Source organism: Vibrio maritimus (assembly GCF_021441885.1).
GTDB classification, from domain to species: Bacteria; Pseudomonadota; Gammaproteobacteria; order Enterobacterales; family Vibrionaceae; genus Vibrio; species Vibrio maritimus_B.
Genome location: NZ_CP090439.1, coordinates 1,824,144 through 1,849,589 on the forward strand (window position 1 = coordinate 1,824,144; position 25,446 = coordinate 1,849,589).

Annotated in this window: 24 protein-coding genes and 2 pseudogenes; 5 read left to right on the top strand and 21 right to left on the bottom strand. The window is 44.6% G+C overall.

Translation table 11 applies throughout. The features are described from left to right. Together LY387_RS24590 and LY387_RS24595 are read right to left on the bottom strand one after the other, a co-directional pair. The gene (locus tag LY387_RS24590) at positions 1-954 is read right to left on the bottom strand and encodes a Solitary outer membrane autotransporter beta-barrel domain (protein ID WP_234496770.1); all 954 of its coding nucleotides are present in this window, start codon (positions 952-954) and stop codon (positions 1-3) included. A gap of 156 nt (positions 955-1,110) precedes the next feature. Next, complete coding sequence (locus tag LY387_RS24595) at positions 1,111-2,073, bottom strand: GGDEF domain-containing protein (protein ID WP_234497846.1); 963 nt, start codon at positions 2,071-2,073, stop codon at positions 1,111-1,113. 235 nt (positions 2,074-2,308) lie between these two features. Here LY387_RS24595 and LY387_RS24600 point away from each other — a divergent pair, with 235 nt between their 5' ends. Continuing rightward, positions 2,309-2,746 carry a DUF3069 domain-containing protein gene (locus LY387_RS24600; RefSeq protein WP_042471605.1) on the top strand — a complete coding sequence of 146 codons (438 nt, stop codon included), beginning with the start codon at positions 2,309-2,311 and terminating at the stop codon, positions 2,744-2,746. A 45-nt stretch (positions 2,747-2,791) separates the two neighbouring features. On the opposite strand, the gene modC is transcribed toward LY387_RS24600, so the two are convergent. From modC to LY387_RS24620, 4 genes are read right to left on the bottom strand one after another with little or no spacing between them, the layout of a single operon-like run. Further along, complete coding sequence (gene modC / locus LY387_RS24605) at positions 2,792-3,904, bottom strand: molybdenum ABC transporter ATP-binding protein ModC (protein ID WP_234496771.1); 1,113 nt, start codon at positions 3,902-3,904, stop codon at positions 2,792-2,794. Next, positions 3,901-4,593, bottom strand: coding sequence for a molybdate ABC transporter permease subunit (modB, locus tag LY387_RS24610; protein ID WP_234496772.1), 693 nt, complete (start codon positions 4,591-4,593; stop codon positions 3,901-3,903). Before modB ends, modC begins: the two co-directional genes overlap by 4 nt. A gap of 1 nt (position 4,594) precedes the next feature. Beyond that, on the bottom strand, positions 4,595-5,368 hold the full coding sequence (gene modA / locus LY387_RS24615) for a molybdate ABC transporter substrate-binding protein (protein WP_234496773.1): 774 nt from the start codon (positions 5,366-5,368) through the stop codon (positions 4,595-4,597). Between the two features lie 7 nt (positions 5,369-5,375). Further along, positions 5,376-6,854, bottom strand: a complete 1,479-nt coding sequence (locus LY387_RS24620; protein WP_234496774.1) for a cobyric acid synthase — start codon at positions 6,852-6,854, stop codon at positions 5,376-5,378. Between the two features lie 240 nt (positions 6,855-7,094). Between LY387_RS24620 and LY387_RS24625 the strand changes: the two genes are divergently transcribed. Beyond that, the gene (locus tag LY387_RS24625; RefSeq protein ID WP_234496775.1) at positions 7,095-7,631 is read left to right on the top strand and encodes a hypothetical protein; all 537 of its coding nucleotides are present in this window, start codon (positions 7,095-7,097) and stop codon (positions 7,629-7,631) included. A 109-nt stretch (positions 7,632-7,740) separates the two neighbouring features. On the opposite strand, the gene LY387_RS24630 is transcribed toward LY387_RS24625, so the two are convergent. The 4 genes from LY387_RS24630 to nrdD form a co-directional block, all read right to left on the bottom strand. Beyond that, positions 7,741-8,442, bottom strand: a complete 702-nt coding sequence (locus LY387_RS24630; protein WP_234496776.1) for an ATP-dependent zinc protease — start codon at positions 8,440-8,442, stop codon at positions 7,741-7,743. Positions 8,443-8,483: 41 nt separating this feature from the next. Next, positions 8,484-9,671 (bottom strand): amino acid aminotransferase, encoded by a 1,188-nt coding sequence (locus LY387_RS24635; RefSeq protein ID WP_234496777.1) that lies wholly within the window; start codon positions 9,669-9,671, stop codon positions 8,484-8,486. Between the two features lie 209 nt (positions 9,672-9,880). Next, entirely contained in the window at positions 9,881-10,351 is a 471-nt protein-coding gene (gene nrdG / locus LY387_RS24640) for an anaerobic ribonucleoside-triphosphate reductase-activating protein (protein ID WP_234496778.1), read from the bottom strand. A 39-nt stretch (positions 10,352-10,390) separates the two neighbouring features. After that, positions 10,391-12,511, bottom strand: a complete 2,121-nt coding sequence (gene nrdD / locus LY387_RS24645; protein WP_234496779.1) for an anaerobic ribonucleoside-triphosphate reductase — start codon at positions 12,509-12,511, stop codon at positions 10,391-10,393. Between the two features lie 308 nt (positions 12,512-12,819). On the opposite strand from nrdD, the gene LY387_RS24650 reads away from it, so the two are divergent. Further along, a complete protein-coding gene (locus tag LY387_RS24650) occupies positions 12,820-13,704 on the top strand; it encodes an endonuclease/exonuclease/phosphatase family protein (RefSeq protein ID WP_419153477.1) in 885 nt (294 codons plus the stop codon). A 75-nt stretch (positions 13,705-13,779) separates the two neighbouring features. Further along, complete coding sequence (locus tag LY387_RS24655) at positions 13,780-15,090, top strand: patatin-like phospholipase family protein (protein WP_234496781.1); 1,311 nt, start codon at positions 13,780-13,782, stop codon at positions 15,088-15,090. Positions 15,091-15,092: 2 nt separating this feature from the next. Here the strand turns inward: LY387_RS24655 and LY387_RS24660 are convergent, their stop codons facing one another. The 6 genes from LY387_RS24660 to LY387_RS24685 form a co-directional block, all read right to left on the bottom strand. Beyond that, positions 15,093-15,281 (bottom strand): YgaP family membrane protein, encoded by a 189-nt coding sequence (locus LY387_RS24660; RefSeq protein WP_042471591.1) that lies wholly within the window; start codon positions 15,279-15,281, stop codon positions 15,093-15,095. A gap of 88 nt (positions 15,282-15,369) precedes the next feature. Beyond that, the gene (locus tag LY387_RS24665) at positions 15,370-18,558 is read right to left on the bottom strand and encodes an efflux RND transporter permease subunit (RefSeq protein WP_234496782.1); all 3,189 of its coding nucleotides are present in this window, start codon (positions 18,556-18,558) and stop codon (positions 15,370-15,372) included. Between the two features lie 8 nt (positions 18,559-18,566). Continuing rightward, positions 18,567-19,571, bottom strand: coding sequence for an efflux RND transporter periplasmic adaptor subunit (locus tag LY387_RS24670; RefSeq protein ID WP_234496783.1), 1,005 nt, complete (start codon positions 19,569-19,571; stop codon positions 18,567-18,569). Between the two features lie 181 nt (positions 19,572-19,752). Then, the gene (locus LY387_RS24675; protein ID WP_234496784.1) at positions 19,753-20,196 is read right to left on the bottom strand and encodes a YeeE/YedE family protein; all 444 of its coding nucleotides are present in this window, start codon (positions 20,194-20,196) and stop codon (positions 19,753-19,755) included. A gap of 9 nt (positions 20,197-20,205) precedes the next feature. Next, entirely contained in the window at positions 20,206-20,622 is a 417-nt protein-coding gene (locus LY387_RS24680; protein ID WP_234496785.1) for a YeeE/YedE family protein, read from the bottom strand. 91 nt (positions 20,623-20,713) lie between these two features. Next, entirely contained in the window at positions 20,714-20,992 is a 279-nt protein-coding gene (locus LY387_RS24685) for an ArsR/SmtB family transcription factor (RefSeq protein WP_234497847.1), read from the bottom strand. A gap of 213 nt (positions 20,993-21,205) precedes the next feature. On the opposite strand from LY387_RS24685, the gene LY387_RS24690 reads away from it, so the two are divergent. Further along, positions 21,206-22,909 (top strand): FAD-dependent oxidoreductase, encoded by a 1,704-nt coding sequence (locus tag LY387_RS24690; protein WP_234496786.1) that lies wholly within the window; start codon positions 21,206-21,208, stop codon positions 22,907-22,909. A gap of 56 nt (positions 22,910-22,965) precedes the next feature. Here LY387_RS24690 and LY387_RS24695 read toward each other — a convergent pair whose 3' ends face one another. The 5 genes and pseudogenes from LY387_RS24695 to LY387_RS24710 all read right to left on the bottom strand — a co-directional run bounded on the left by LY387_RS24695 (position 22,966) and on the right by LY387_RS24710 (position 25,440). Continuing rightward, positions 22,966-23,364 (bottom strand): cytochrome b562, encoded by a 399-nt coding sequence (locus LY387_RS24695; protein ID WP_234496787.1) that lies wholly within the window; start codon positions 23,362-23,364, stop codon positions 22,966-22,968. Positions 23,365-23,475: 111 nt separating this feature from the next. Next, positions 23,476-23,556: pseudogene (locus tag LY387_RS27295) on the bottom strand (phosphatase); the annotation flags it as partial. Continuing rightward, a pseudogene (locus tag LY387_RS24700) lies at positions 23,542-24,225 on the bottom strand (phosphatase); the annotation flags it as partial. The pseudogenes LY387_RS27295 and LY387_RS24700, both read right to left, overlap by 15 nt. 74 nt (positions 24,226-24,299) lie before the next feature. Next, positions 24,300-24,824 carry an RNA-binding S4 domain-containing protein gene (locus LY387_RS24705; RefSeq protein WP_234497848.1) on the bottom strand — a complete coding sequence of 175 codons (525 nt, stop codon included), beginning with the start codon at positions 24,822-24,824 and terminating at the stop codon, positions 24,300-24,302. Between the two features lie 118 nt (positions 24,825-24,942). After that, positions 24,943-25,440 carry a hypothetical protein gene (locus LY387_RS24710; RefSeq protein ID WP_234496789.1) on the bottom strand — a complete coding sequence of 166 codons (498 nt, stop codon included), beginning with the start codon at positions 25,438-25,440 and terminating at the stop codon, positions 24,943-24,945. Positions 25,441-25,446: the final 6 nt, after the last annotated feature.

Here is a 25,446-nt window from a genome sequence, read left to right on the forward strand (position 1 = left end):
TTAGTCTTGGTTAAAGAACAGTACAATACTCCCGCCCTTTAAGTCACTTCCGTAGTTTACGCTCAACCCAATGCCAACATTGTCGACCAATGGCACATGAAAAGGCGGTGTCATTAACCACCCAACCGTTCCCTCGTAGTAATGACTCGAACCTAGGATGCCAAGTGTGTCCCCACCAATATCTACTCGCCGGACGCTGGTATACACGGTTTGGATTGATCGTCCCCAATCAGTGACATCGTAGAACAGCTTCGCTTCGTTTGACCAATACCAACCTTCTGGCGTACCGACATCGCCCTCGTTTGCTTTACCCCAACCGTATCCAGAAAAATAATTAAACGTTGATTTCAATTTAACCAGACCCCAGCCTTTATCTTTGGAGTAGTTAAAGCCCATTTTGGGTTGAATTGACGTTGCCCATGCGGATGTATTGACCAACTTTCCATCAATAAATCTTTGAAAGAGTTTGGAAAACGGTGATTGAAAGTCATAGTTGCTATGTAAGTATTGAAGATGAAGGCCGATGCCTGTCTCGAACGTCCAGTGTTCACTGAAGCTAATCTCCTGCTCATAGCCTGTGAACACCCCTAATACGTATTTACGATGACTATCGCCAATATCTAAGATTTGATCTTCGATGCGCAATGCGGAAAACCGGAGGGTCGCTCGTTGTTGAAACTGCTTGTTGTCGGATAAATCAAATGTCAGAGGCAGTGCCGAAACGCCAATATTCTTTCGTCTATCTAGAGCTTCTTGTGAACCAATTTCATCATTATCAATATTAAGTAAGTCATTAGGGTCAAAATCCTTGAAGCCAAAGGTTAATGCGTCGCTGTCCGTTAATATGATCGCCGCTGCAAAATCTTCTTCGAAGATATCTTTAAACTGTGGGTCAGCACGAGCCGTCAGATGAGTTAATGCGATAATAGATACAGTGACCGTTAAAAGTCTCAATGGACAAACCTCAATAACGAATGATGAACGCTAACAATAACAAAAGCGTTACTTTTTACAGTAACGCTTTGTATTAAGTGTAGAAAAACATTGAAAAAAGAGAAGCGGACAATGAAATAATTGTCGCTCTCTACATGGGCGTGATTCTAGAAGAGTCTATGAGGTGGTACTAACAATATCGCTTTCGAGTTGTGAAACGTAGCGATTTCGACCACTTCTCTTCGCTTGATAAAGCAGCTTATCAGCACTTTCGTACAATTCACTTAATGACTCATTTCCATTAGGAATGGTGCTGTACACACCAAGTGACAACGTCACCCTATCAGAAGTCTGGGAGAACTCATGAGGAATGTTTAGCGAGACGATGCCATCTTTTACCCTTGCTGCGTTCTCTTCAGCTTCGTGAACATCGCTTTTGCTTAGTAAGATAACGAACTCTTCACCACCGTATCGACCTACATACTCTCCAGAGCGAATAAACATAACGTCAAGAAACTGCGCAATGTTTATCAAACACTGATCGCCCTCGGTGTGGCCATAGTTATCGTTGTAGGCTTTAAAATGGTCTACATCCATAAGAATGACAGACAAGGGCATTTGGTGTCTTCCATGCCATTGAATCAGCTCTGTTAGTTTGTCGTCCATATAGCGACGATTGAACAATTTAGTTAGACCGTCTTCGTTGGCTTGGTGTTGCAGTGCCCTATTAGCTTCTTCGAGCTGGGAGCTTGCTTGTTTTAACTCGCGACGCATTTGAGCGATTCGTTGCATCGCTATGAGTTTGGACTGCAAGACTATTTTGTTCACGGGTTTAACCAAGTAGTCATCACCGCCTGCATCGATAGCTTTCGCAATCATTTCAGGTTCATCGTGACTGCTTAAAAAGATGATTGGTATCCAGTCAGCTTTGTAACGCTGTCGAATTTCAGCTGCCACCTCAAACCCATCCATCTCTGGCATAGAAATGTCGAGTAAAACGAGTTCTGGGTCAAACGTCGGATACAAAGCAAGCGCCTCTCTACCGCTAGCCGCTACCTCTACCTCATGCCCAAGTTGTTTGAGGCGTATCTGTAACTGCATACGCTCCAACTGAGCATCATCTACGAGAAGAATTTTCATCGAAGATTCTATGGACATTATGAGCATCCTTGTCTTTGTATAACACCAACATATGGTTAATATAAACCACATATTAGGATAATATTCAAACAGTCCCACTAAAATTGCAGTAATAACAGTTTGTTTGCGCCCAAATCACAGTTTTGAGTGGGCATTCTGACTCTACTTGGATTATTATTGACGTTTGAAATGATGATCTCTGGATCATCGACAATCTTTACACAGAGAAAGCTGTATGTCTGAAACACAAAACACCGAAACCACTATCGTAGACCTAGAGACAGTCTCCGCTGAGCTTAAACAGGTAATCCTTTTTGATGAGGTACCAGAAGAGCTGTACAACATGGTGGTATCTATCCACGAAGTGACTGAAGAAGCGGTTCGTGAAGCGTGGAACTCTCTGCCAGCAAGCGCACAGAATATTCTTGATAATTTCGAGCAGTTTCATGCACTCATCTCTGTGAGTCAAGCATTCGCAGGCGTGAGCGCTTTAGAAGAGTTTACTACGATGGAACTACCATCAGATATGAGCGATGACGATAAAGAAGCATACAAAGCAGAGCTTCTTGATAAAGTTCTACAGAACTGCATTAAAGACATGGTTAAGCAGATTAAAAAAGCACGCCGTGATGCTATCTTGAAGCGTGATTTCAAAGAAGTTTTTGTAAAATAATTCGTCTTAAAGATGCTAAAAGAGCCACTTTCTGTGGCTCTTTTTTTATAGATGCGGTTCGAGTGCCACATCTTTTTGCGACACACTCACCCCTTTTATTTGTGCATACACTTTTTGTCCTTCCTTCAAGCTCAAGTCATCTATCGCCCACTGTGTAACCGTCGCAACTAGCTCACGCTCTTCATCTAGTGACAAGACCACTTCCACGCTTTGCCTCGGCGTTCCCTTACCGCCCAGAGAAATTGATTTTACGACACACGGAAGAATGTTTCGTATTGATGTTTTCTCCGCTCTGTTTAAAGAGATAGATACATCGCTGGCTCTGACCCGCAACCTAACATGTTCCCCAACATCAGCATTGGTATGTTGGACCCATAAATAATGCTCAGGCGTCAAGGCTACCTTGGTTAAACCATAGGTGTCGTTCTGTTCTAACACTGTTCCTTTGAATAGCGCGCTTTTATCTGAAAACGACTGCCATGATTGCATCAATTTACTCGCCCACACCCGTTCGATTATGTCGGACTCAACAACCTTACCGTCATCAATCACTACTAAGTGTTGAGCTAACCTGAGGATCTCGTTCTGGCTATGCGTAACATAGAGTATAGGTATATCCACCTGATTAGAAAGTGCTTCTAAAAAAGGCATTAGCTCTCTCTTTCTTGGCGTGTCTAAAGATGCCAAAGGTTCATCCATAAGGAGTATGTTTGGCTTGCTTAATAAAGCTCGTCCAATGGCTACTCGTTGCTTTTCACCACCAGATAAATGACTTGGATAACGATCGAGAAGCGCCTCAATAGCAAGTAGTTTTATGATTTCGTTGAAGTAATCCTCATTCTTTTTCGTGACGCCGTAACATAAATTTCGCTCGACCGTCATATGTGGAAAGAGTCTAGCGTCTTGGAACACGTAGCCGATCTTGCGTTTTTCGATGGGCACATTGATGTTGTGTTGAGAATCGAATAACGGCTCGTGATTAATTGCGATATAGCCTGCATCAGGTTCGACCAACCCACTGACTAAGTTGATAAGCGTCGTTTTCCCCGCACCAGAGCGACCAAAAATGGCAGTAATACCTTTAGCCGGTAATGATGTTTTAAGGTGAAAAGACTGAGACTCGAACTGCTTCTTAACATCGATGCTAATTGTGCTCATTTCACCACTCCTAAACGACGTCCCATCCAGCGATTAAGCGACTCAGAGAAATAGAGGGACGCCAATGAAATAGCAATTGAAATGACACATAAACGAAACGCAGCAGATTCTGCCCCTGGGGTTTCGAGAAAACTATACATAGCCAAAGGAATAGTCTGCGTTTCTCCTGGAATATTGGAGACAAAGCTAATGGTTGCTCCAAATTCACCCAAGCTTCTAGCAAACGACAGCATGGTACCGCTAATTATGCCAGGGATGATCAAGGGTAAGGTAATAGTCCAAAATACTTTTTGGGGAGAAGCACCTAACGTCCGTGCAGCTTGTTCTAGTTTGTAATCTACATTTTCCATAGATAACCGAATAGAACGCACCATGAGTGGTAACGCAACAATAATGCAAGCCAGTACCGCGCCTCGCCAGCTAAAGCTAAAACTCATACCCGTATACTGATAAATAAACTGCCCAATGAACCCTTGTCGACCCATAGAAATAAGCAACAAATACCCCACAACAACGGGAGGTAAAACCAGCGGTAAATGGACAACGCTGTCTAAAAGGCTCTTACCAACAAAATCCTTTTTACTCAACAACCACGCCAAAAACACACCGATTGGTATTAACCATATTATCGCAACTGACGCGACTTTCAGGCTCAAAAAGATCGCTTCTACTTCGTATTCTGTCAACATATTAGCGGGTTAACGTCCCTTCAGTGATAAATCCATAATGTCTCAATATAGCCTGTCCTTTTTCCGAACGCACAAATTGCGCAAACAGAATAGACTCTGGAGAGCCATTCAAATTCGCCATTGGGTAATCAATCGAGTCATGACTTGAAGCTGGAAACACCGAAAGTATAGTGACACCGTCACTCGCTATTACATCAGAACGATATACCACACCGAGCGGTGCTTCTTTTCTATCCACGAGCGCCAACACCTGCCTTACGTTATTCACAGGTGCCAGTTGTTCTCTTACATCACTCCAAATCCCTAAAGATTCTAGCGCCTGTTTTGTATAGATCCCGACGGGAACGGCATCTGTTTGCCCGATTGCAAGCCTGTTATTTTTCAACAACGACCTCCACTGCGCAGATGAAAATAAGTCAAAGGAACCCGTCTCGAGCTGTTCATGCTTTAATTGCGTACTGGTAATAAGAGCTAACTCATTGTGGGCGACAATATGTACGTTTGAAGCTTCAACCGCCCTCTTTGTTTGTAAGTAATCCATCCAACGAGTATTGGCTGAAATGAATATGTCTGCAGGTGCTCCTGTGAGAATTTGTCGCGCTAAAGAGGACGATCCCGCAAACACCGTTCTTACCTTAATATTTTCTTGGTTCTCAAATTCTTCTGCTATCTCATTAACCGCATTCGTCATTGAGCTGGCAGCAAATACCGTCAATGTTTTAGCCAATGAAACATGTGACAGCGTAACCAACATGACTAATAGTAAATAACGCATAGATACTCTACTCTGCTCTAGCCGCTTCAGTTAGATCTGGCCAAAGCAGATCCAGTTTCAAATGTTCTTCAATCGAGTCAGCAATGCGGTCAATCGCATTCTCTTTTTCATCTTTAATGGCGAAACTTTCTACATTAGCGCCATTCACCCACTGCGAGATAACGCTGACGACGTCAGGCAGGTCAAAGAAACCATGAACATACGTTCCTAGAACTTGATTGTCGTCACTGATTGCACCATCTTTAACGCCATTAGAGAAAGTCACCGGCTGAACTCCCGAGACTTTTGATTGACCCGCGTGTATCTCATACCCCTCGATCTCAACAGTTCGTTCACCAAGGTTCAAGCAGCCTTTCACATTCGTTAATTGCTTCTCAGCTTCGAGTTGAGTAGTTAAGTTCAGTAGCTTTAAGCCTTCACTTCGACCGGGCTTTCCTTCAATACCATGCAAATCAGCAATCTCATCACCCAACATTTGGTATCCTCCACAGATACCGACGACCTTACCTCCGAATCGAAGATGGCGAGCAATATCTCTGTCCCAGCCCTGTTCACGTAAATAGGCGAGGTCATCGCGCACAGATTTTGTGCCAGGCAGTATGATCAGATCTGCTGCGTCTAAACGCTCGCCTTTACCCACATAGCGAAAGTCGATATCAGGATGTAGACGAAGTGCATCAAAATCCGTGTGGTTACTGATTCTCGTAAGCACCGGAACAGCGACGCTCAACTTGGTGTGGGACTTTTCGTCATGGGAAGCATCGATCGCATCCTCGGCCTCGATGTTTAACCCATGTAGGTATGGGATAACGCCAATGACTGGCTTGCCCGTCTTTTGTTCTAGCCAATCCAAGCCGGGTTCTAATAATGATATATCGCCGCGAAAACGGTTAATAACAAAGCCAATTACACGCGCCTGCTCTGACTCAGATAATAGAGCTAAAGTGCCGTAGAGGTGCGCGAAAACACCGCCACGATCGATGTCTGCTACGATTATCACTGGAACATCTGCTTCTTCTGCAAACCCCATGTTTGCAATGTCGTTTTCTCTGAGGTTAATCTCCGCTGGACTCCCAGCGCCCTCAATCACAATTGAGTCAAATTCTTTGCTGAGTTGATTGAATGAGTCCATTACAAACGGCATTGCCATACGTTTATAGTCATGAAAACCGACGGCATCCATATTCGCATACGCTTTACCTTGAATGATAATTTGCGCACCAGTGTCTGAATTAGGCTTAATGAGCACGGGATTCATATGAACGGTTGGATTCACGTTAGCAGCTTGAGCTTGCACTGCTTGCGCGCGACCTATCTCCCCGCCGTCTGATGTTACTGCACTGTTTAACGCCATATTCTGACTCTTAAAAGGGGCAACGTTTATCCCTTTGCGAGCTAAGACACGGCATAACCCTGCCACTAAGACACTTTTACCTGCATCTGATGTGGTTCCCTGTACCATTAGGGCTTGTGAAGTACGACGCATATTGACCTGTTTTTATTGGTAAGACTCTATGAACAGTTTACCTTGTTTAACTTAGCTGACCAACGGTTTGCTTTGAATTCTAAGTACTTATAACGCTTTGTAGACCTTGATCAGGCTCTAATTATGGTGACAATATCTCGATATAGTCAAAATGGTCTGTATTTTGCAGTACTTTTTTTTATATACTGATTTAATTAAATATTCGAGTTTATATCGAACACTTTTTATCATGGAGTTCTCATGCTAGGTAAAGCAAGTCGTGCTGCACTTTTGACATTAGCAGTCGCCGCCCCTGCGCTGGTTCAAGCAAATAATTTTAACTATAACTCTTTTGAGGTTCGCTTGGGTGCTAACCCTGGTACTATGGGCACTGAGTTTACGACCTTTTTTACAGAAAACACCCATTTTATTGCTCGTGCAGACAGTCGATTTGAAGGCGACTGGGATATCGCGGGTGGTATTGGGTTTAACGGTCCTATCGGTCAGTTTGCAGACGTATATGGTCAACTATTGGTCCACAACGTTAAAACAAAAGACGACGAAAAATTCGACAGCGAATTTATGTCGGAATTCAATATTGGTTCACGCGTTTGGCTTCTTCAAAATATCGAAGGTGTTGGGCAAGTAGGTATGCTTAACCGTCGAGACGACACCGTATTTATCTGGAGTGTTGGCGCACGATTCCATTCTACTGAGGCACTCTCTTTAGGTGCTGATCTTAAAGACGGTGGTATTTACGGACCTCAAGTTCAAATGTCCGTAGAATTTGGTTTCTAACCAACAGACTCTAAAGTTGAGTTCGTTGTAAACAAATATAGCGTTACAAGACAGCATTAAAAAAGGGTTTTCCTATTATGGAAAACCCTTTTTAGTATCAAGTCGAAATCTAAGGCTTCGGTTGTACGTATTTACGGCTTACGTCGACAATCGCAACATCCCTAAAGAAGCTTCGACCCAGTAGCACTGGATATTTTAGGTGCGTTCTATCCGCTAACGTAAACTCTGTTTTGCTAGTCATGTCGCCAATTTTGATGACTGAAACAATCACAGGTCGCTTGTCGCTTTCTTCTGAGCTAGATTGTTTTACTTTAACCCAACGCTCAACAGGCAATGACACTTCTTTCGATTCCACACCGTCATGCTTCATCTTAAACTTAACCCAGTCTTTCCCATCACGCTCAAAAGGTACGATATCTACCGCACTGAGTGAAGATGTTGTTGCACCTGTATCGATACGTGCCTTAGTTGATACTTTGATGTCTACCAGGTTTACATACTCCTGCTCACCAAGAATGAGTTTGCCATCTTCACTCTTTACAGGGGCTGGCTTAGCCACTGGTTGCTCAGGCTTTTTCTCAACGACAGGCTCTTCAGGCTTAGGTTCTGGCTTTGTCTCCGTCACCTTTTCATCTGGTTTTGCCTCTGGCTCTACGGCCTCTGGAGCTGTTTCAGTATCAGGAGTCTCAGGAGTGACCTCCGTTGAAGGTTGCTCTACCGCTGGAGGCGTCGCCGTTTCCGTTGGTGTTGTCGAACATGCGACCAAACCGCCTGACAGCATCAGGGGCAAAATTACTTTCCAAGGTTTCATTCATTCACCTTTATTATTGTTAGCTCGTTGCGTGTGTATCTTTATTTTTGACTTACTGCTGCTAATGCATCAGCGACATATGGCAATTGAGACTCAGACAGACCCGCAATATTAATACGACCATCGTCAACACCATAAATACCAAAGTCGTTGCGTAGGCGTTGCATTTGTTCTGCTGTAAATCCTAGCACAGTAAACATGCCTTTGTGAGACATGATGAAGTCAAATTCATCCGTTGAATGTGAATTTTTCAGTGCTTTGCAAAGACCATCACGAAGCGACACAAGTCTCTGTTGCATCTCAGAAAGTTCTGTCGTCCACATATTCGTCAGATACTCATCTGCTAAGATAGTTTTTACTAATGCAGCCCCGTGATCAGGCGGCATGGTATAGGTAGCTCGCGCAAGGGTAAGCAGTTTACCCTTGGCGTTATTAGCCTCTGCTGAGTTTTTACCGATTACGATTGCTGCACCAGTGCGCTCTCGATAAAGGCCAAAGTTCTTGGAACAAGATGTGGTTAGCAACATTTCCTCGACGTTTTCAGCCATGTGGCGCAGACCTAATGCGTCTTGGTCGAGACCATCACCAAAACCTTGATAAGCAACATCTACAAACGGAACAAAACCATTTTTCACGCTAAGCTCTGTGATCGCTTTCCAGTCATCCAATGAAATGTCAGCGCCCGTTGGGTTATGACAGCAACCATGAAGTAAAACAACATCGCCCTGACCTGCTTGACTTAGATCCGTCAGCATTGCATCGCGGTCTACTTGTTTTGTCGCTGTATTGAAGTAGCGGTAGAACTTAACGGTGAGACCTGCAGCCTCCATGACAGGCTTGTGGTTTACGTAACTTGGGTTTGACAACCAAACCGTGGTACCTGGCGCTGCCACGTTCATTAGGTCGCCCAACATACGGAGACCACCACTTGCACCTGGCGTTTGAATCACTGACATACGGTCGTAGATTGGCGTTTCACCGAAAACAACCTTGGCAATGCTTTGGTTGAACTCTTCGCATCCAGCAAGACCCACGTAGGCCTTGGTTTGCTGTTGCGCGGTGACGATACGCTGAGCTTCAGCTATCGCCTTCATAATAGGAGTTTGACCGTCGCTGTTTCTGTATACACCGATACCTAAATCAACTTTGTCGGTACGGGGATCATTTCGGTAAGCAACGGAAAGAGAAAGAATTGGATCGAGCGCTGGCTCGGGTAACTGAGAGAACATGAAAGTCACAACCCTTTGAAATTCAAGCAATGGGCTTCACGTTATCATTAGATTAAAAACATTGAAATAGTTTTGTTATAAGTGGGCGATATTCATTCTGTAAAGCGCACTGTAAACCAGATTATCTATATGAGTCTTGAAACCTAGTAAGATAGCTGTTCAGCGATTAATAGGTTCAACACAACAGAAAAGGAGCCGAAGCTCCTTTATCATAAATCAGTAAAGCGATGAATGACCTGATTGGCGCTACCACGCCATTCAAGCTCTGGATCGGCAAGATCTTTTTCAAACTTACCGTCCACCAGCACATCGACAAGATCAACGACTTGTTTTTGCTCTGGTGTGAGTTCACTTAGAAGATAACCCGACCAAAGCCAAATATCTTTACCCACACACTCAGCTTTAACTCGTTGAACGAGTTTAAGCACAGCATCGACATTCGCAGGATGAAGTGGATCGCCTCCCGATAAAGACAGACCGCGCTTTTTGATGCGAGTATCATTGAGATCAGCAATGATTTGGTCTTCAAGCTCTTGAGTAAACGAATGCCCAGAATGCAAAGACCATGTTGCCTGGTTATAGCACCCTCGGCATTGGTGAACACAGCCAGAAACAAAGAGAGTACAACGCGTACCAGGTCCATTGACCACGTCGATTGGATGATACTGATGATAATTCATTGGTTGTGACTCTCTTCTATTACTGGTGTTGCTTGTTTTTTACAGGTGTTTGACGCGGCGCTTAACTTCTTCTTGTTTACCGAAGTTAAATGGACGAGCATCAGGACTACCTAGATAGCCACAAACACGACGAGTTACAGATACACGCGTAGAATCGTGGTTACCACATTTAGGGCATGTAAAGCCTTTACTGGTACAGTCAAATTCACCCGTGTAGCCACACTCATAACACTCATCAATTGGTGTGTTGGTGCCATAGTAAGGAACACGACTGTAACTGTAGTCCCACACGTTCTCCAACGCTTCGATATTGCGTTGCATGTTCGGGAACTCGCCGTAGCAGATAAAGCCGCCTGATGACACTTCTGGGTATGGCATCTCAAAGTCGATCTTATCGTAAGGGTTTACTTTCTTCTGTACGTCTAGGTGGAAACTGTTGGTGTAGTAACCTTTATCGGTCACACCCTCAATAACACCAAACTCTTTCGTATCGATTTGGCAGAAACGGCTACATAGGTTTTCACTCGGCGTACCGTAAAGGCTGAATGCATAGCCTGTTTCTTGTGCCCACTCGTTTACTACGCTCTTCATATGCTTGATGATATCCAACGCCATATCGCGCATTTGATTATCGTCATACATGTGAGTGTCGTTTCCAAACAGTGCAGTCATTGTCTCGTGGATACCGATGTAACCAAGAGAAATCGATGCGCGACCATTTTTAAAGATTGGAGCAATCGAGTCGTCAGCTTTAAGTCGGACGCCACATGCACCTTCCATATAAAGGATCGGGGCCACTCGTGCTTTCACTTTCTCTAAACGACTAATGCGAGTCTCAAGCGCTTTACGTGCAAGCACTAGGCGATCATTCAATAGTTCATAGAATTTATCGACACTACCATTCGCTTTGATTGCAATACGAGGAAGGTTAAGACTCACCACACCAAGGTTGTTACGCCCTTCATGCTGCAGTTCACCATTCTCTTCGTACGTGTTTAGGAAACTACGACAACCCATCGGCGTCTTGAACGAACCCGTTACCTCAACTACTTTATCGTAGTTAAGAATATCTGGGTACATACGTTTTGATGCACACTCTAACGCCAGTTGCTTAACATCGTAGTTAGGATCTTCTGACTTGTGGTTCAATCCATCTTTAATGGCAAAGACCAGTTTCGGGAATACCGCCGTTTTTTTGTTCTTACCTAGACCCGCAATTCGGTTCTTAAGAATAGACGTTTGAATAAGCTTAGATTCCCAACTTGTGCCAAGGCCAAAACCAAAGGTAACAAACGGAGTCTGACCGTTAGCAGTATGCAGGGTGTTCACTTCATACTCTAATGACTGGAACGCGTCGTAACACTCTTTTTCTGTACGAGCTGTTGCAAATGCTTCTGGCTGGTGGATGTCCCACTCTTGCGCAATTTGAAGATGCTTGTCGTAGCTTGCTTTAACATATGGTGCTAGTACTTCATCAATACGGTTGATTGTCGTACCACCATAAATATGGCTTGCTACCTGAGCAATGATCTGTGCCGTTACCGCTGTCGCCGTCGAAATAGATTTTGGCGTATCAATCTCTGCGTTACCCATTTTGAAACCGTGAGTAAGCATGCCTTTAAGATCGATCAGCATACAGTTAAACATTGGGAAGAAAGGTGCGTAATCTAGATCGTGATAGTGAATATCGCCTTCATCGTGAGCTTGCACAACATCACGCGGTAAGATACGCGTTTTTGCATAGTGCTTAGCAACGATACCTGCAAGCAGGTCGCGCTGAGTTGGAATCACTTTACCGTCTTTATTAGCGTTCTCATTAAGAAGATCGGCATTGCTCTCTTCGATAAGACCTTCAATCTCTTTAGTCAGAGCGCTCTTCTTCTCACGCGCAACATCGCGGTCGTGACGGTATTCGATGTATGAACGAGCCAGCCCTTTATATGGACCCTGCATTAGCTCATTTTCTACATGCGTTTGGATTTCCTGAATATCCACATGTTCGCAATCCTGCAGCTTAAGTTCGACTGCTAACGCCACATTTTTAGCGTACAGTTCGAACTCTTTGTCTGCATGTTCCGCCGCACTTACCACAGCAGCTTCAATACGATCCTTTGTAAACGGAGCACGAGAGCCATCTCTCTTGATTACGATTGTTTTCACCCTTTCTCCTTACCCCTAACATACTCACAGAGTTATCCACAAATACACTATATAGGGTTGTTAGCATTTATTCTGACACAATATATTGTGGTGTATTTAACGAAAAGCACCAACCGAAAGTATTGATTTGGATCAATAAAAACTGGGTAGTGAACAAGAAGAATTCGATCTAGATGAAGTGGATCTCATATGGCGTAATTTCCAAAATCAATGCCAAATTTTCAGGAAAAACAGTTGCATTTTTGCCAACGCTTGCGGCACATTGCTTGAAACGATTTTTATGAATGGCAAGGGAAATGATAAGAACAATCCGTTATGGTTACCTGACGTTTTCCCTACTAATAGGAATATCACTTTTTCCTACACTAGTAGGTGCGACCACGATAATGACATGGAACATAGAGTGGCTTACAACGACGCCATCGAAAAAGTTTCCAACGAGTTATCGTACTCAAGAGGACTTTTCCGCACTGAAGACGCAATTCATGCAAACCAGTCCCGATATTCTCGCATTCCAAGAAGTGGACAGCATAGAGGCAATTTCTCGAGTTGTTGGACCCGATTATGACATCTACCTCTCAGACCGATCATTACCCAGCAATAAACAGCACCAGTTTTCAGAAATAAATCAGTATACCGGCTTTGCCGTTCGTCATGGTCATACTGTAAAAGACGTTGCTGACTTCCCCCTAAGTAAAGGTGGGCGGCTTCGTTTTGCCTCTGCGATTGAGTTGACGTTAGAGAACGGGACTAGGATTAACCTCCTTTCTGTGCACCTTAAAGCCGGATGCAGTGGCAAATACACATCTAACAAATCGTGTAAGACACTCAAACAGCAAGGCACAGTCCTTAACAGTTGGCTCAAGCAACTTGAATCTAATGATAAATCGTATGTATTGCTTGGAGACTTTAACCACAATCTTGCTTATTCAGGCGACTGGCTCTGGGCAACTCTCACGAAAGACCTCGATGCTGTGCCAAGGCTGGCAACGAAATCCACTAAAGCCGAGTGTAAAGTACGTTCTAATCGAAACCCAAACAAGACTCATCAGTTTCGGTCTCTGATCGACCATATTGTCGTCAGTCCCGATTTACGCAGCAGTCCAGCCCTACAGAATGTTATGCCGACCAAGAGTGTTCTTGATTACCAAATGAGCGATCATTGCCCAATTTCACTAACACTGTATAAATAACCAGTCATTAGTAAAAACGGTGAAGATGGCTAAGCTTAGAACACACGTATTATAAATTCGCTTGCTGAATACCCAATGAAATTTGCCGTCATCTCTCTGTTTATCGTTTCCCTCAGCGGCTGCGCTACTAAAGGCGCGATAGAAAATAAGCCCATGGTCAACAGTAGTGATTTACCACCTTATTCCGTTGGCGAGTCCATTAATCAGAGAGATGAAGGTGATATCTCTCTGACTCTCGCCTTTTCCGGCGGTGGCGTTAGGGCTGCAGCTCTCTCATACGGCACGCTGTTGGCGCTTCGGGATACCAAGATCATGACCTCAAAGGGCGAAGTTAGACTTTTAGATGAAGTCGACTATATCGCGTCTGTGTCTGGAGGTAGTTTCACATCGGCCTATTATGGTCTGTACGGGGACCGAATCTTCGAAGACTACGAGTCAGAGTTTCTCTATCGAAAAGTTGGCGACGACCTCATTCATCTATTGTTTAGCCCGACCCTTTGGTTTTCAGAAAATGGACGCTCGGAAAAAGCGATAGAGTATTATCAAGAAGAACTGTTCCACAACGCAACGTTTGCTGACCTGCAGCGTTCAGATGGACCAATGATCGTCATTAACGCGACAGATTTGGGTGGTGGTGTGCGCTTCTCCTTCCTTCAAGAATATTTTGATTTGATATGCTCAGATCTTCATTCGTATCCAGTCGCAAACGCAGTGACCGCATCAGCAGCAGTGCCCATAGTTTTTAATCCCGTCGTCCTTAAAAACCATCACGCCTGTTTGAGAGATACTCGATTCGTGTTGGATAGAGAAAGCGATAATGCGCAAATTCAAAATACGTTGGAGGGACTGCGCAGCTACAGTGACAAAGATGCTCGCCCTTTTATCCATCTAGTAGACGGTGGAATATCGGACAATCTAGGATTACTGGCGATATATGAGGTTGTTGAAAGTGCTGGCGGTGACCAAGAGTTTTTCGAGACAATAAAAGCCAGACCACTATCCGACTTTGTCATCATTGTTGTCGATGCCTCGACGACACCCAAATACGGTTTTGAGCTCTCAGACGACGAACCCAGCTTTGCTGATACGTTTAATGCGATGAGTGATGTACAACTTCACCGATACAATGACGCAACCAAAGATCTCATCAGAAAGAAGATGCCAGAATGGTCTGCCGCTGTCGCCAATGAAAACATAACTCCCAAGCCGCATTTCATCGATATCACTTTGAACTCGCCTCACTACAAAGACAAAAAATTCCAACTTAATGCGATACCAACGGATATGTCTCTCGATGATGAGTCAGTCACCTTACTCATCGATGAAGGGCGACAACAGCTCCTGAACAATCCTACCTTTCAAGCCTTGGTAGAATCGCTTAAATAGGACTATTCCTTTAGACCAAGCTTTAACAACAGTCTTCGTGGCGGACAAAAACCGGTGAAACCACTTTGAATCAAATTAAGACCGATAAATACCGTAAACCATACAAAATGATGGCTCACGTATACAGTCAGTATTAGCGAGATCAAAACCATGGTTCCTGCGAGAATTCGAATGCCGTTTTCAACTTTCATAAACAACCTCTTAATAAGATATAGCTAATATAATTATACAAATAAAAGCTCCGTTTCTAACACGGAGCTCTCCGCTACGACGGCGTTACTACACAGCCGCTTTCACTATGCCGCGATTTAATGCGACGTAATACAGAATCGGAATCACCAGTAAGGTTAATAATGTCGATACGAAGATGCCGAATATCAAACTTATCGCTAACCCATTGAAGATTGGGTCATCTAAAATAAAGACCGCGCCAATCATCGCAGCCAGTGCGGTGAGCATGATAGGTTTAGCACGGACGATAGCCGACTCAATCACCGCTGCACCAAGCTCCATTCCATCTCTTAACTGATGGTTAATAAAATCCACCAACAGTATTGAGTTTCGAACAATAATGCCCGCAAGCGCTATCATGCCGATCATCGACGTCGCGGTAAACTGAGCCCCCAGTAACGCATGACCCGGCATCACGCCGATAATAGTCAATGGAATCGGCGCCATAATAATCAGCGGCACTAAGTACGATTTAAACTGTGCGACTACCAGCAAGTAAATCAGCACCATACCAACTGCATAAGCAATACCCATGTCTCGGAAAGTCTCGTAGGTAATCGTCCACTCGCCATCCCAAAAGATCTCTACGCCTTTGAGTCCTGAGGGCTGATTGACAAAGTACTGCTCTACATCCATGCCTTTATCCGAAAGGCTTGCTGATATATCGGCCATACCATAGAGAGGGCTATCGAGTTCACCGGTCATGTCACCCACAACCATGATCATTGGAACCAGGTTTTTATGAACAATATAATTATCCATCGCTTGCTCACGTACCTTAATTAAATCGGCAAGGATATACTGCGTACCCGATGCAGAATTGATCTTCATATTCATCACCTGCTCCAAACGCACTTTGGCACTCTCTTTGGCCTGGATCTGAATTGGGATCGGATATTTGCTCTGCTCGCTATGTAAGTAACTCACAGGCTTTCCGCCTACTGCAGTCGCAAGTGAATCGACAATTGATGAATAGGCGACGCCTAAGCGAGAGGCTTTACTACGATCAATGACTACCTGCCATTTTTGATGCGCTTCTGGTAAATAGAGATCGACATCAACAATGTCATCCGTTTCGCGAAATATCCCTCTAAGTTGCAGTGCGGCTTGTTCGCGGACTTCTTGTGTCGGGCCGTACACTTCTGCCAAAATTGGTGACCACACGGGTGGACCCGGAGGCACTTCAACCACTTTCACTTTGCCACCAAATTTCTGTGCAATCTCTACAAGCTTTGGTCTCACTTCGACAGCAATCTCATGGCTTGAACGAGCGCGCTCTGACTTATCCACTAAGTTAACTTGAATGTCCCCTTTATCTGGTGCTTGGCGCATGAAGTAGTGGCGCACTAATCCGTTGAAGTTAATAGGTGCCGCAGTGCCTGCGTAAATCTGATAATCACTGACTTCTTCGACATCATTAAGCGCATCGCTGAGCTCGAACAACACGCGTTGCGTGCGCTCTAACGAATTGCCCTCTGGCATATCCAAAATCACTTGGAACTCAGACTTATTGTCAAACGGCAACATTTTCATGACGACGAGCTGGTGTACAGGTAGCCACATTGATACGGCAATCGCCACCAAAACACCGACACCTAGCAATAAACGATTGCGTTTTTGCACTCGACTAACGACAAACGGTGACATGACCTTTCTAAAGAAAGTCGATTGTTTGCTACTGACCTCTTCTTTATGGTCAGTGCTCTCTTTCAGCAGGATTCGAGCTAACCATGGCGTTAATACAAACGCGATAATCAACGAGATCAGCATCCCCATTGACGCATTGATCGGAATTGGGCTCATATAAGGGCCCATCAAGCCAGATACAAACGCCATTGGTAACAAAGCAGCGATAACAGTTAAAGTCGCTAGGATAGTGGGTCCACCAACTTCATCGACTGCACCGGGAATAAGCTCCGCCAATTTTTGCTTGCCTTTCACCATATGTCGGTGAATATTTTCCACCACAACAATGGCATCATCGACCAAAATCCCGATCGAGAAAATAAGCGCGAACAACGACACACGGTTAAGGGTAAATCCCCAAGCCCATGATGCGAATAGAGTCAGCAACAAAGTGATAATGACTGCGACACCAACCACAACCGCTTCGCGTACGCCCATAGTCACAAGAACCAACAGAACGACCGCTCCCGTTGCAAAAGCAAGCTTACCAATCAATGTATTGGCTTTATCCGCAGCAGTCTGGCCATAATCGCGAGTCACATCTACCTGAATGTTATCTGGAATTAGAGTGCTTTCGAGCTCACCTAAACGTTCATCAACCGCTTTAGCCACATCCACCGCGTTCTCACCGCTTTTCTTAGCTATCGCGATTGTCACTGCTGGTTTAATGTCACTCTTGTCACTCGTCCAAACAACTTGCGTTGGCGTATCTATTCCTAAATTGATATCTGCAATATCCGACAAGTAGACAGGCTGACCATCATGTAAACCGACCACTAGCTGCTTAACTTCATCAACGTTGGTAAGAAACTCACCTATTTGCAGAGGTATGGACTGGTTGTCTTGTGTCAAAGCGAGCATAGGTGATGCTGAGTTAGCATCCGGCAACATCTGATTAAGCGAATCTATAGTGACACCGTAACCTGACATTTTTGCAGGGTCGAGCCTAACATCAACAATTGTTGGCTGACGGCCAACCGTGTAGATATCTCGCGTACCTGGAATGCGTTTTAACTCTGTTTCCAACCCATGAGCCACACTGGTGATCTCTTCTAGCGATGCTGAGTCTGACTTAGGTGACAAGGTCACGTTTACAATCGGAACATCTTCAATACCACGAGGTTTGATAATAGGCTGCCCAACCCCCATGTTTGCCGGCATCCAGTCGTTGTTGGAATAGAGCTTGTTGTATATCTTAACCACGGCTTCATTTCTTGGGATCCCGACTTCGAATATCGCAACAATCATTGCTCCACCTGGTTGGGAGAACGAGTATATTTTGTCAATGCCGTTGATCTCTGACACGATTTGCTCAGCCGGATTGGTAACTAGACTCTCTACTTCTCTAGGTGACGCGCCCGGAAATGGAATGTAGACATCGGCGAAGGTCACATCGATTTGCGGTTCTTCTTCTTTAGGCGTCACGGCAATCGCCATCAATCCAACCAGCAGTGCAATCAAAGCTAATAGAGGCGTCATTGCCGATGACTGGAATGCGGCTGCAATACGGCCAGAAATTCCCATCTTCTCGTCGTTTATGTTATGACTCATACCGCCCCCTACTTCTCGGCCAAATAGCTGACGACATCGGTAACAATTTCATCGCCCACTTCAAGGCCACTAAGTACCTCAAGTTGACCGTCATGGGATTGACCCACTCGTACTGGATTCATCGCCACTTTTTCATCGTCCACACGATAGACAACACTCAGTTCTCCGCGGCGAATAACAGCGGACTCTGGAATTTGAATCGATGGTTTTTCATCATAGGTAAAGGCGACTTTCACCCACTCACCTGGTAGTAAATTTTGTGGCTGCTCAAGAAGCTCTAGACGAAGGCGGAAGGCACGAGATTTTTCATGAGCGTAGTTAAACAGCTTAGCCTCGTATGGCTCAAGGGTCGCGCCATTGAGAGTGGTTATAGAAAACTGATTGGCATCTGTGACTTTTTCACGGTAGCGCTGAGGAATTTCTGTTACCACACGAAGAGGCGACAGTGAAAACCCTGTCATCAATTGACTGCCTGGAGCGACCGTTTCGCCCAGTTCGACATGACGCTGAGTAACAACTCCCGTATAAGGAGCACGAATGCTGGTGTAGCCCAACGACTCTTTCGCCTGTGCGACAGCGGCCGTTGCTCGTTTAACCTCTGCAGCAGAGGAGCGCGCTTCGGCTTCAGCTGCATCTAAACGTTCTCTAGAAATTGCACCTTTAGGAAAGAGTTCGCGATAACGCTTTATCTGCGCTAACGCCATAATATTTTGAGCATTGGCGCTGTTTAACTGGGCTAATGCTGCATCTAATGATGCTGACTGTTGCTCTGCACTGATTTCTAGGAGTACATCACCTTGGCTAACGATGTCATTCACATCAGCATTCACAGCAACGATGCGACCGGAGGTTTGTGCAGATAGCGTTCCGCGATTAACGGCTTCTACAGTGCCATCTAATTCCACAATAGAATCAACGCGTTTGATAGCAATAATTGTGGTGTCGAAAGCGTAGGCTGTTGGTGTTCCCAGAACAGCGACTACTACTGCCCACTTAGCTAGAGTAGATTTCATCTTGACCTCACGAGTTATAATTAGATATTGCTAATATAACCATATAAATTAGCTTTGTCTAATGTTAAATTTAGAATTTGCTAATTTACCAAATTCGTATCACTATCCCTCTAAAAATTAAGCAAAAAAAAGGCCCGATCGTACGATCGGGCCCACAAAAACTATCTTTAATTGGTTGATATTATGACTGGTTTGCCAACTCTGATGTTGCGCGCTTTTCCACGACTATGTCGGTAAGCACCATGCCAACTAACATAGCAGCCACAAAACCCAAAATCCCAAAACTGCCATTTGCCATAGATGAAATCGCTGGCCCAGGGCAGATACCTGCAATACCCCAGCCGATGCCAAACAACGCGGCGCCACTCAACAGCATTTTGTCTATCTTGTTATTGTCACTTAAACAAAACTGATCGGTACAAACTGGCTCTTGCTTCTTACGGATCACCAACCAATAGCTCGGAGCAAAAACAAGTAGCGCACCGCCCATTACGAACGCCAAATCTGGAGACCAGGCTCCAAAGATATCTAGAAATGCCATGACGTTGGCTGGATCGCCCATGCCTGAAATGATCATGCCAGCACCGAACAAAAATCCACTTAGTATAGAAATAACACGTTGCATCTTTGTCTCCTAAAGTACATGAAGCATAACGAAGGTCGTTACCATGGCAACGCCCATAAAAGTCATTGTGGCAGCAATCGAACGCTTAGATAGACGCCCCATTCCGCAGATGCCATGACCACTCGTGCAGCCATTACCCAACTTGGTACCAATGCCAACTAGTAGTCCACTGACTATTACGAGTGGTGTAGACACCACCATTTCAGCGGGTGCGATACCTAGCCATTTTGCAGACAGAACGCCGCCCAAAACCATGCCAAGTACAAACAACACGCGCCAACTGGTATCGCCAGTTTTAGCTTTGTAAATGCGACCGACAATACCACTAATACCGGCTATTTTACCGTTAAACAGTAACAGTAAAGTAGCTGATACACCGAGTAGCATTCCGCCCAAGAGCGAACCCCAAGGAAATGTAAATTCCATAACTACCTCATTGAAATTAGAACTTAAAATGATTTAAGTTGCAGAACTCATGAGAAAACTCTGCAAGTTAAACCAACTTAAACGGTGGGGTTTAATGACAGTAGAGCGAATGCAATTGTTGGATCAGCCCAATTACACGTTCATCCTTCAGTGAGTAGTAAACGTGTTGGGACTCTTTTCTAACCGAGACTAACTTCGCCTTTTTCAAAACAGTTAGGTGTTGAGAAAAAGCGGATTGGCTGAGATCTGAGTTTTCCTGTAGTTGTCCAGCACCCATCTCTCCTTCTACTAACTGGCACAACACAAACAAACGATCCGGGTGAGCCAGTGTTTTTAGTACGTCAGCGACATCCACGACTTTCGCTTTCATTTGCGGTAAGTTCACCTTGCTACCTCAATGTGTTGAATAATTGGATGCATTATCTAAGCACTCATTAATTTAGTCAATACTTAATTAGGTTTTTAATATTTAGCCAAAATTATATTAGACATTTCTAATTTTAGCGATTATAGTGTTGCTCATCCGTTAGTGAACTGAATTAATTTTTTGGGCAAAGTACCAAAGAAAACAAAGAGGTAAGGTATGACTAAGATTGTAATTGTAGGTGGGGTTGCTGGTGGCGCTTCCGCTGCTGCGCGTGCTCGTCGTCTGAGTGAAGACGCTGAAATCATCATGTTTGAACGTGGACCATTCGTGTCATTTGCAAACTGTGGACTGCCTTACCACATTGGAGGAGACATAAAAGATCGCTCCAAACTGCTACTTCAAACACCAGAGAGTTTCTTGGCGCGTTTTAACGTCGATGTTCGAGTAATGAACGAAGTAAAATCGATCAACCGCGCTGACAAAACGGTGACGATCAAAAATCTTCTAGACGGAAGTGAATATCAGGAATCTTACGACTTCCTTCTTTTAAGTCCGGGTGCGGCACCGTTCGTTCCTGCGATTCCGGGAATTGATAATCCCCTAACCCATTCGCTGCGCAACATTCCTGATATGGACCGCATCATTCAAACCATTCAGATGAATAAGCCAGAACATGCAACGGTAATTGGTGGTGGATTCATTGGCCTAGAAATGATGGAAGCCTTCCACCAGCTGGGTATCAAAACAACGCTTATCGAAATGGCTGATCAGGTAATGACGCCTGTCGATAAAGAAATGGCTGGATTTGCACACGCGGAAATCAAGCAACGCGGCATAGATCTACGTTTAGGTGCAGCGCTTGAATCTGTTGAGTACATCCCTTCAACTCAAGTTGCTGATACCAGTGCCGGTGAATCAAGTGAACATCAGCATCTGCAAGGTAAGTTGGCTCTATCATTGAATAATGGCGATACACTCGAAACCGACTTACTGATTATGTCAATCGGTGTACGCCCAGAAACTAAGCTAGCACAAGAAGCAGGTCTACAACTTGGCGAACTTGGCGGCATTTATACCAACGACAGTATGCAGACGAGTGATCCTTCGATCTACGCGGTTGGTGATGCCATTGAAGATAAAGACTTTGTCACAGGCAAAGCGGGATTTGTTCCACTCGCTGGACCGGCAAACCGCCAAGGTCGTATGGCTGCAGACAACATGCTGGGACGCAGTGAAACGTACCAAGGTACACAAGGCACTGCCATTGTGAAGATATTTGATTTAGCCGTAGCGTCAGTTGGCAAAAATGAAAAAGTCCTCAAACGTGAAGGCATCAACTACGAAAAAGTATACGTTCATACTGCAAGTCACGCTGGATATTATCCAGGGGCAGAGATAGTGTCACTGAAACTACTCTTTAGCCCTGAAACAGGCAAGATCCTTGGAGCACAGGCGGCTGGTAAAGACGGTGTCGACAAGCGTATTGATGTGCTTGCGGTGGCACAGCGTGCTGGCATGACGGTTGAACAGCTCCAACACTTAGAGCTTACTTATGCGCCTCCGTACGGTAGCGCTAAGGATGTGATCAACCAAGCCGCATTTGTAGCAAACAACATACTGAAAGGCGATGCAACCCCTATCCACTTCGATGAAATAGACAACTTAAACGACGATCAAGTGCTGCTCGATGTGCGTAATCCAAGTGAGTTAGAGAACGTTGGCTTTATCGAAGGTGCGATTAATATCCCTGTCGATCAGCTACGCGGTCGAATGAACGAACTGCCAAAAGACAAAGAGATTGTAATCTACTGCCAAGTTGGGTTACGTGGTAACGTGGCTTATCGCCAATTAGTCAATAATGGCTTTAAGGCTCGCAACTTGATTGGTGGTTACCGCACCTATAAGTTTGCTAAGGCATAGTAATCACAAGATAACTTTCAATAAATCAAAAAGGAGCACCTAGGTGCTCCTTTTTGCTAACCAAATAGACGCTTCCAAATACTTGGGTTGCGCTTATCGTGATATTCGAGGCGAAGACTATCCACTTCACGAAGGGACTGTTTTGCGGATTCAAGATCGCCTCTTTCCAATTCAGAATCTACTTCTTCAATCGCTTGCGACAATTTTTTAAACCCTTCCTGGTACAAGTCCGCTTTCTCTGGTGGATAGTCCCCTTGTTTAGAGTCTGCAATCAACTTATCCAGTGTATCAACGGGCACACGCATCTCTTCTACAGATTGAGCTTCTGCTGCTTGTTTAAACGCGAGCTTCATCGCTTGCATGTTTTTCTTGAGATCAAATGGCTCACTCGCAAAAGCTGACGTAGATACGAGCGCAGTTAAAGCGACTAGGCTAATTAGGTTTGTTTTTATCATTGTTGGTCCTTTTGAGTGCAAAAGCCCTCAGTTGCCTGAGGGCTTCGACATTGTACTTGAACTGGATTTACAAGAGGGATAAAAATTGTTTAGAAACGTTTAACGCTTTACTTACAGTTCTGCAAATTCAGCAATTGGCTCGCGCCCTCTGAGCTCAAGAAAATCTAAGAACTGTCTTGCCGAACTGGTAATAATTTTATCCATTGGCATCTCGATTTCTCGCAGAAGTTTTTCAGTCAGGTCAAATTTGCCAATGGTGTCGTAAAAATGTGAGTCGCTGCCAGTTGTGATATAACCACCCGCAGCTTTTACGGCACGTGCTATTTCATAACAGCGTTCGACGCTTCCTACTCGGCTATGTCCTCTAAGGGTAGAGTTGTTAATCTCAATAGCCACATTATGCTTGGCCGCACATGCTGCAACCGCATCAAAGTCGAAATCAAAGTTCGGATTTCCCAAATGTCCAAGCGCATCAACGTCGCCACTCTCAATGACATTCAAAAGTGCCGTAGTATGTGCCTCTTTAGTCGACGGCTTAAATACCGGTTCATGGAAACTTCCAATAATCCAATCTAATGATTTATAGGAAGTTGGATGAACGTCAATGTTACCCTCAGTATCGAGTATGTTAGCTTCAACGCCTCGAATAATCGCAACTCCGGATAAAAATCGAGGAATTACACGTTGGTTTGAAAAGAACCAAAAGTGCGGCGCTCCCGGCATAGACTCAGCGTGGTCCGTAGTGCACAAGATCTCTAAGCCGTGGGCTTTTGCAGCTTCAGCGTTTTCTTTAATCGTGCTATAGGCATGACCACTCGCATAAGTATGGGTATGGGTATGGGTATCCACCACAAGTTTCATTCTTCTCTCCTCGACATTTTTAAGCTAAAGACCAGTATCAATCAAAGATATTACAGTTTTTTAGTCTTACCTCTTTAAAAGAAGTCAATGGACCCACGACCACTGTTAGGATCTTTGTTGCCACTCTTTTTCGATGGTGCTTTCTTTGATTGCTCTTTGCTTGAACCGTTTTTGTTAGACTTTTTTGAAGCTGCATTATTCGCTTTATTCTGCTTCTTGCCAACACTTGAGCTGTTATTGCGACTTTTTTCTTTCTTTGCCTTATCTGATGAAGCAACTTGCGTGCTCGCTTTCGTTTCTTCTGGCTCCATCGGTGGTTGGTCACAAACTACAACATAGTATTCTTGGTTGAATTCGAAAAAGTCGCCATCATACATCTTGCGGCGCTTACGAGTTTCTAACTCTCCATTTACCGCAACATAGCCTTCTGCAATAAAGTGCTTAGCTTCACCACCGCCACCAACTAAGTTGGCAACCTTGAACAATTTGTACAGTTCAATTGGATGACTTGATACTTCGATTCCAATCGCTTCAATTTCAATCTCTTCGCCTTCTTCGTAGTCGAAGTCTTCCGGCTCATTTACGTAATCTTGATTCATTGCTTTCATTACATGTGACTTTTCTCGCATTGTACTTGCTTGAGTCGGTACAAGCCATAAAAAGCCCTGCGATGGCAGGGCTTTTTTCACACAGCAAATAGGATTACGTCTTTGGCAGCTACCAGGTCAACGTTGAGCTTGTTGCAGATATCTGCTTTTTCACTGGATCGTTACCATCATACGTCCATATTTCCACTAAAAAGGTACCGACATGTTCAGCTGCGTTGAAAGATAGCTTTGCTTTACCAGAAGTGAGGGCTTGTGACGCCACTTTACTTTCGTACTTGGGCTCTACCTCTCCAGAAGCTAACTCTTCGAACTCGGTATATACAGTGACAAAAGCTCTTCCACTTACATCGCTAGAAGCATCGATTGTTAGTGAATATTCCTCTATCGGTTGATAATCAAAGCTATCTGGTATTGATAAATCCTCCATTGTTCGAGCTACTGAAACTGGTGTTGGCGCAGGCGCTGGTGTAGGTTCCGGTGCAGGTGCTACAGCCGGCGGAGTCTCTGCTGCAACACTACCACCTGAGCCACCCTCACCGCCGCCACCACCGCCACAGCCAACGACTAAACCTAGAGAAATAATTGATGTTACTGTTAGTGCTTTCATGACGCG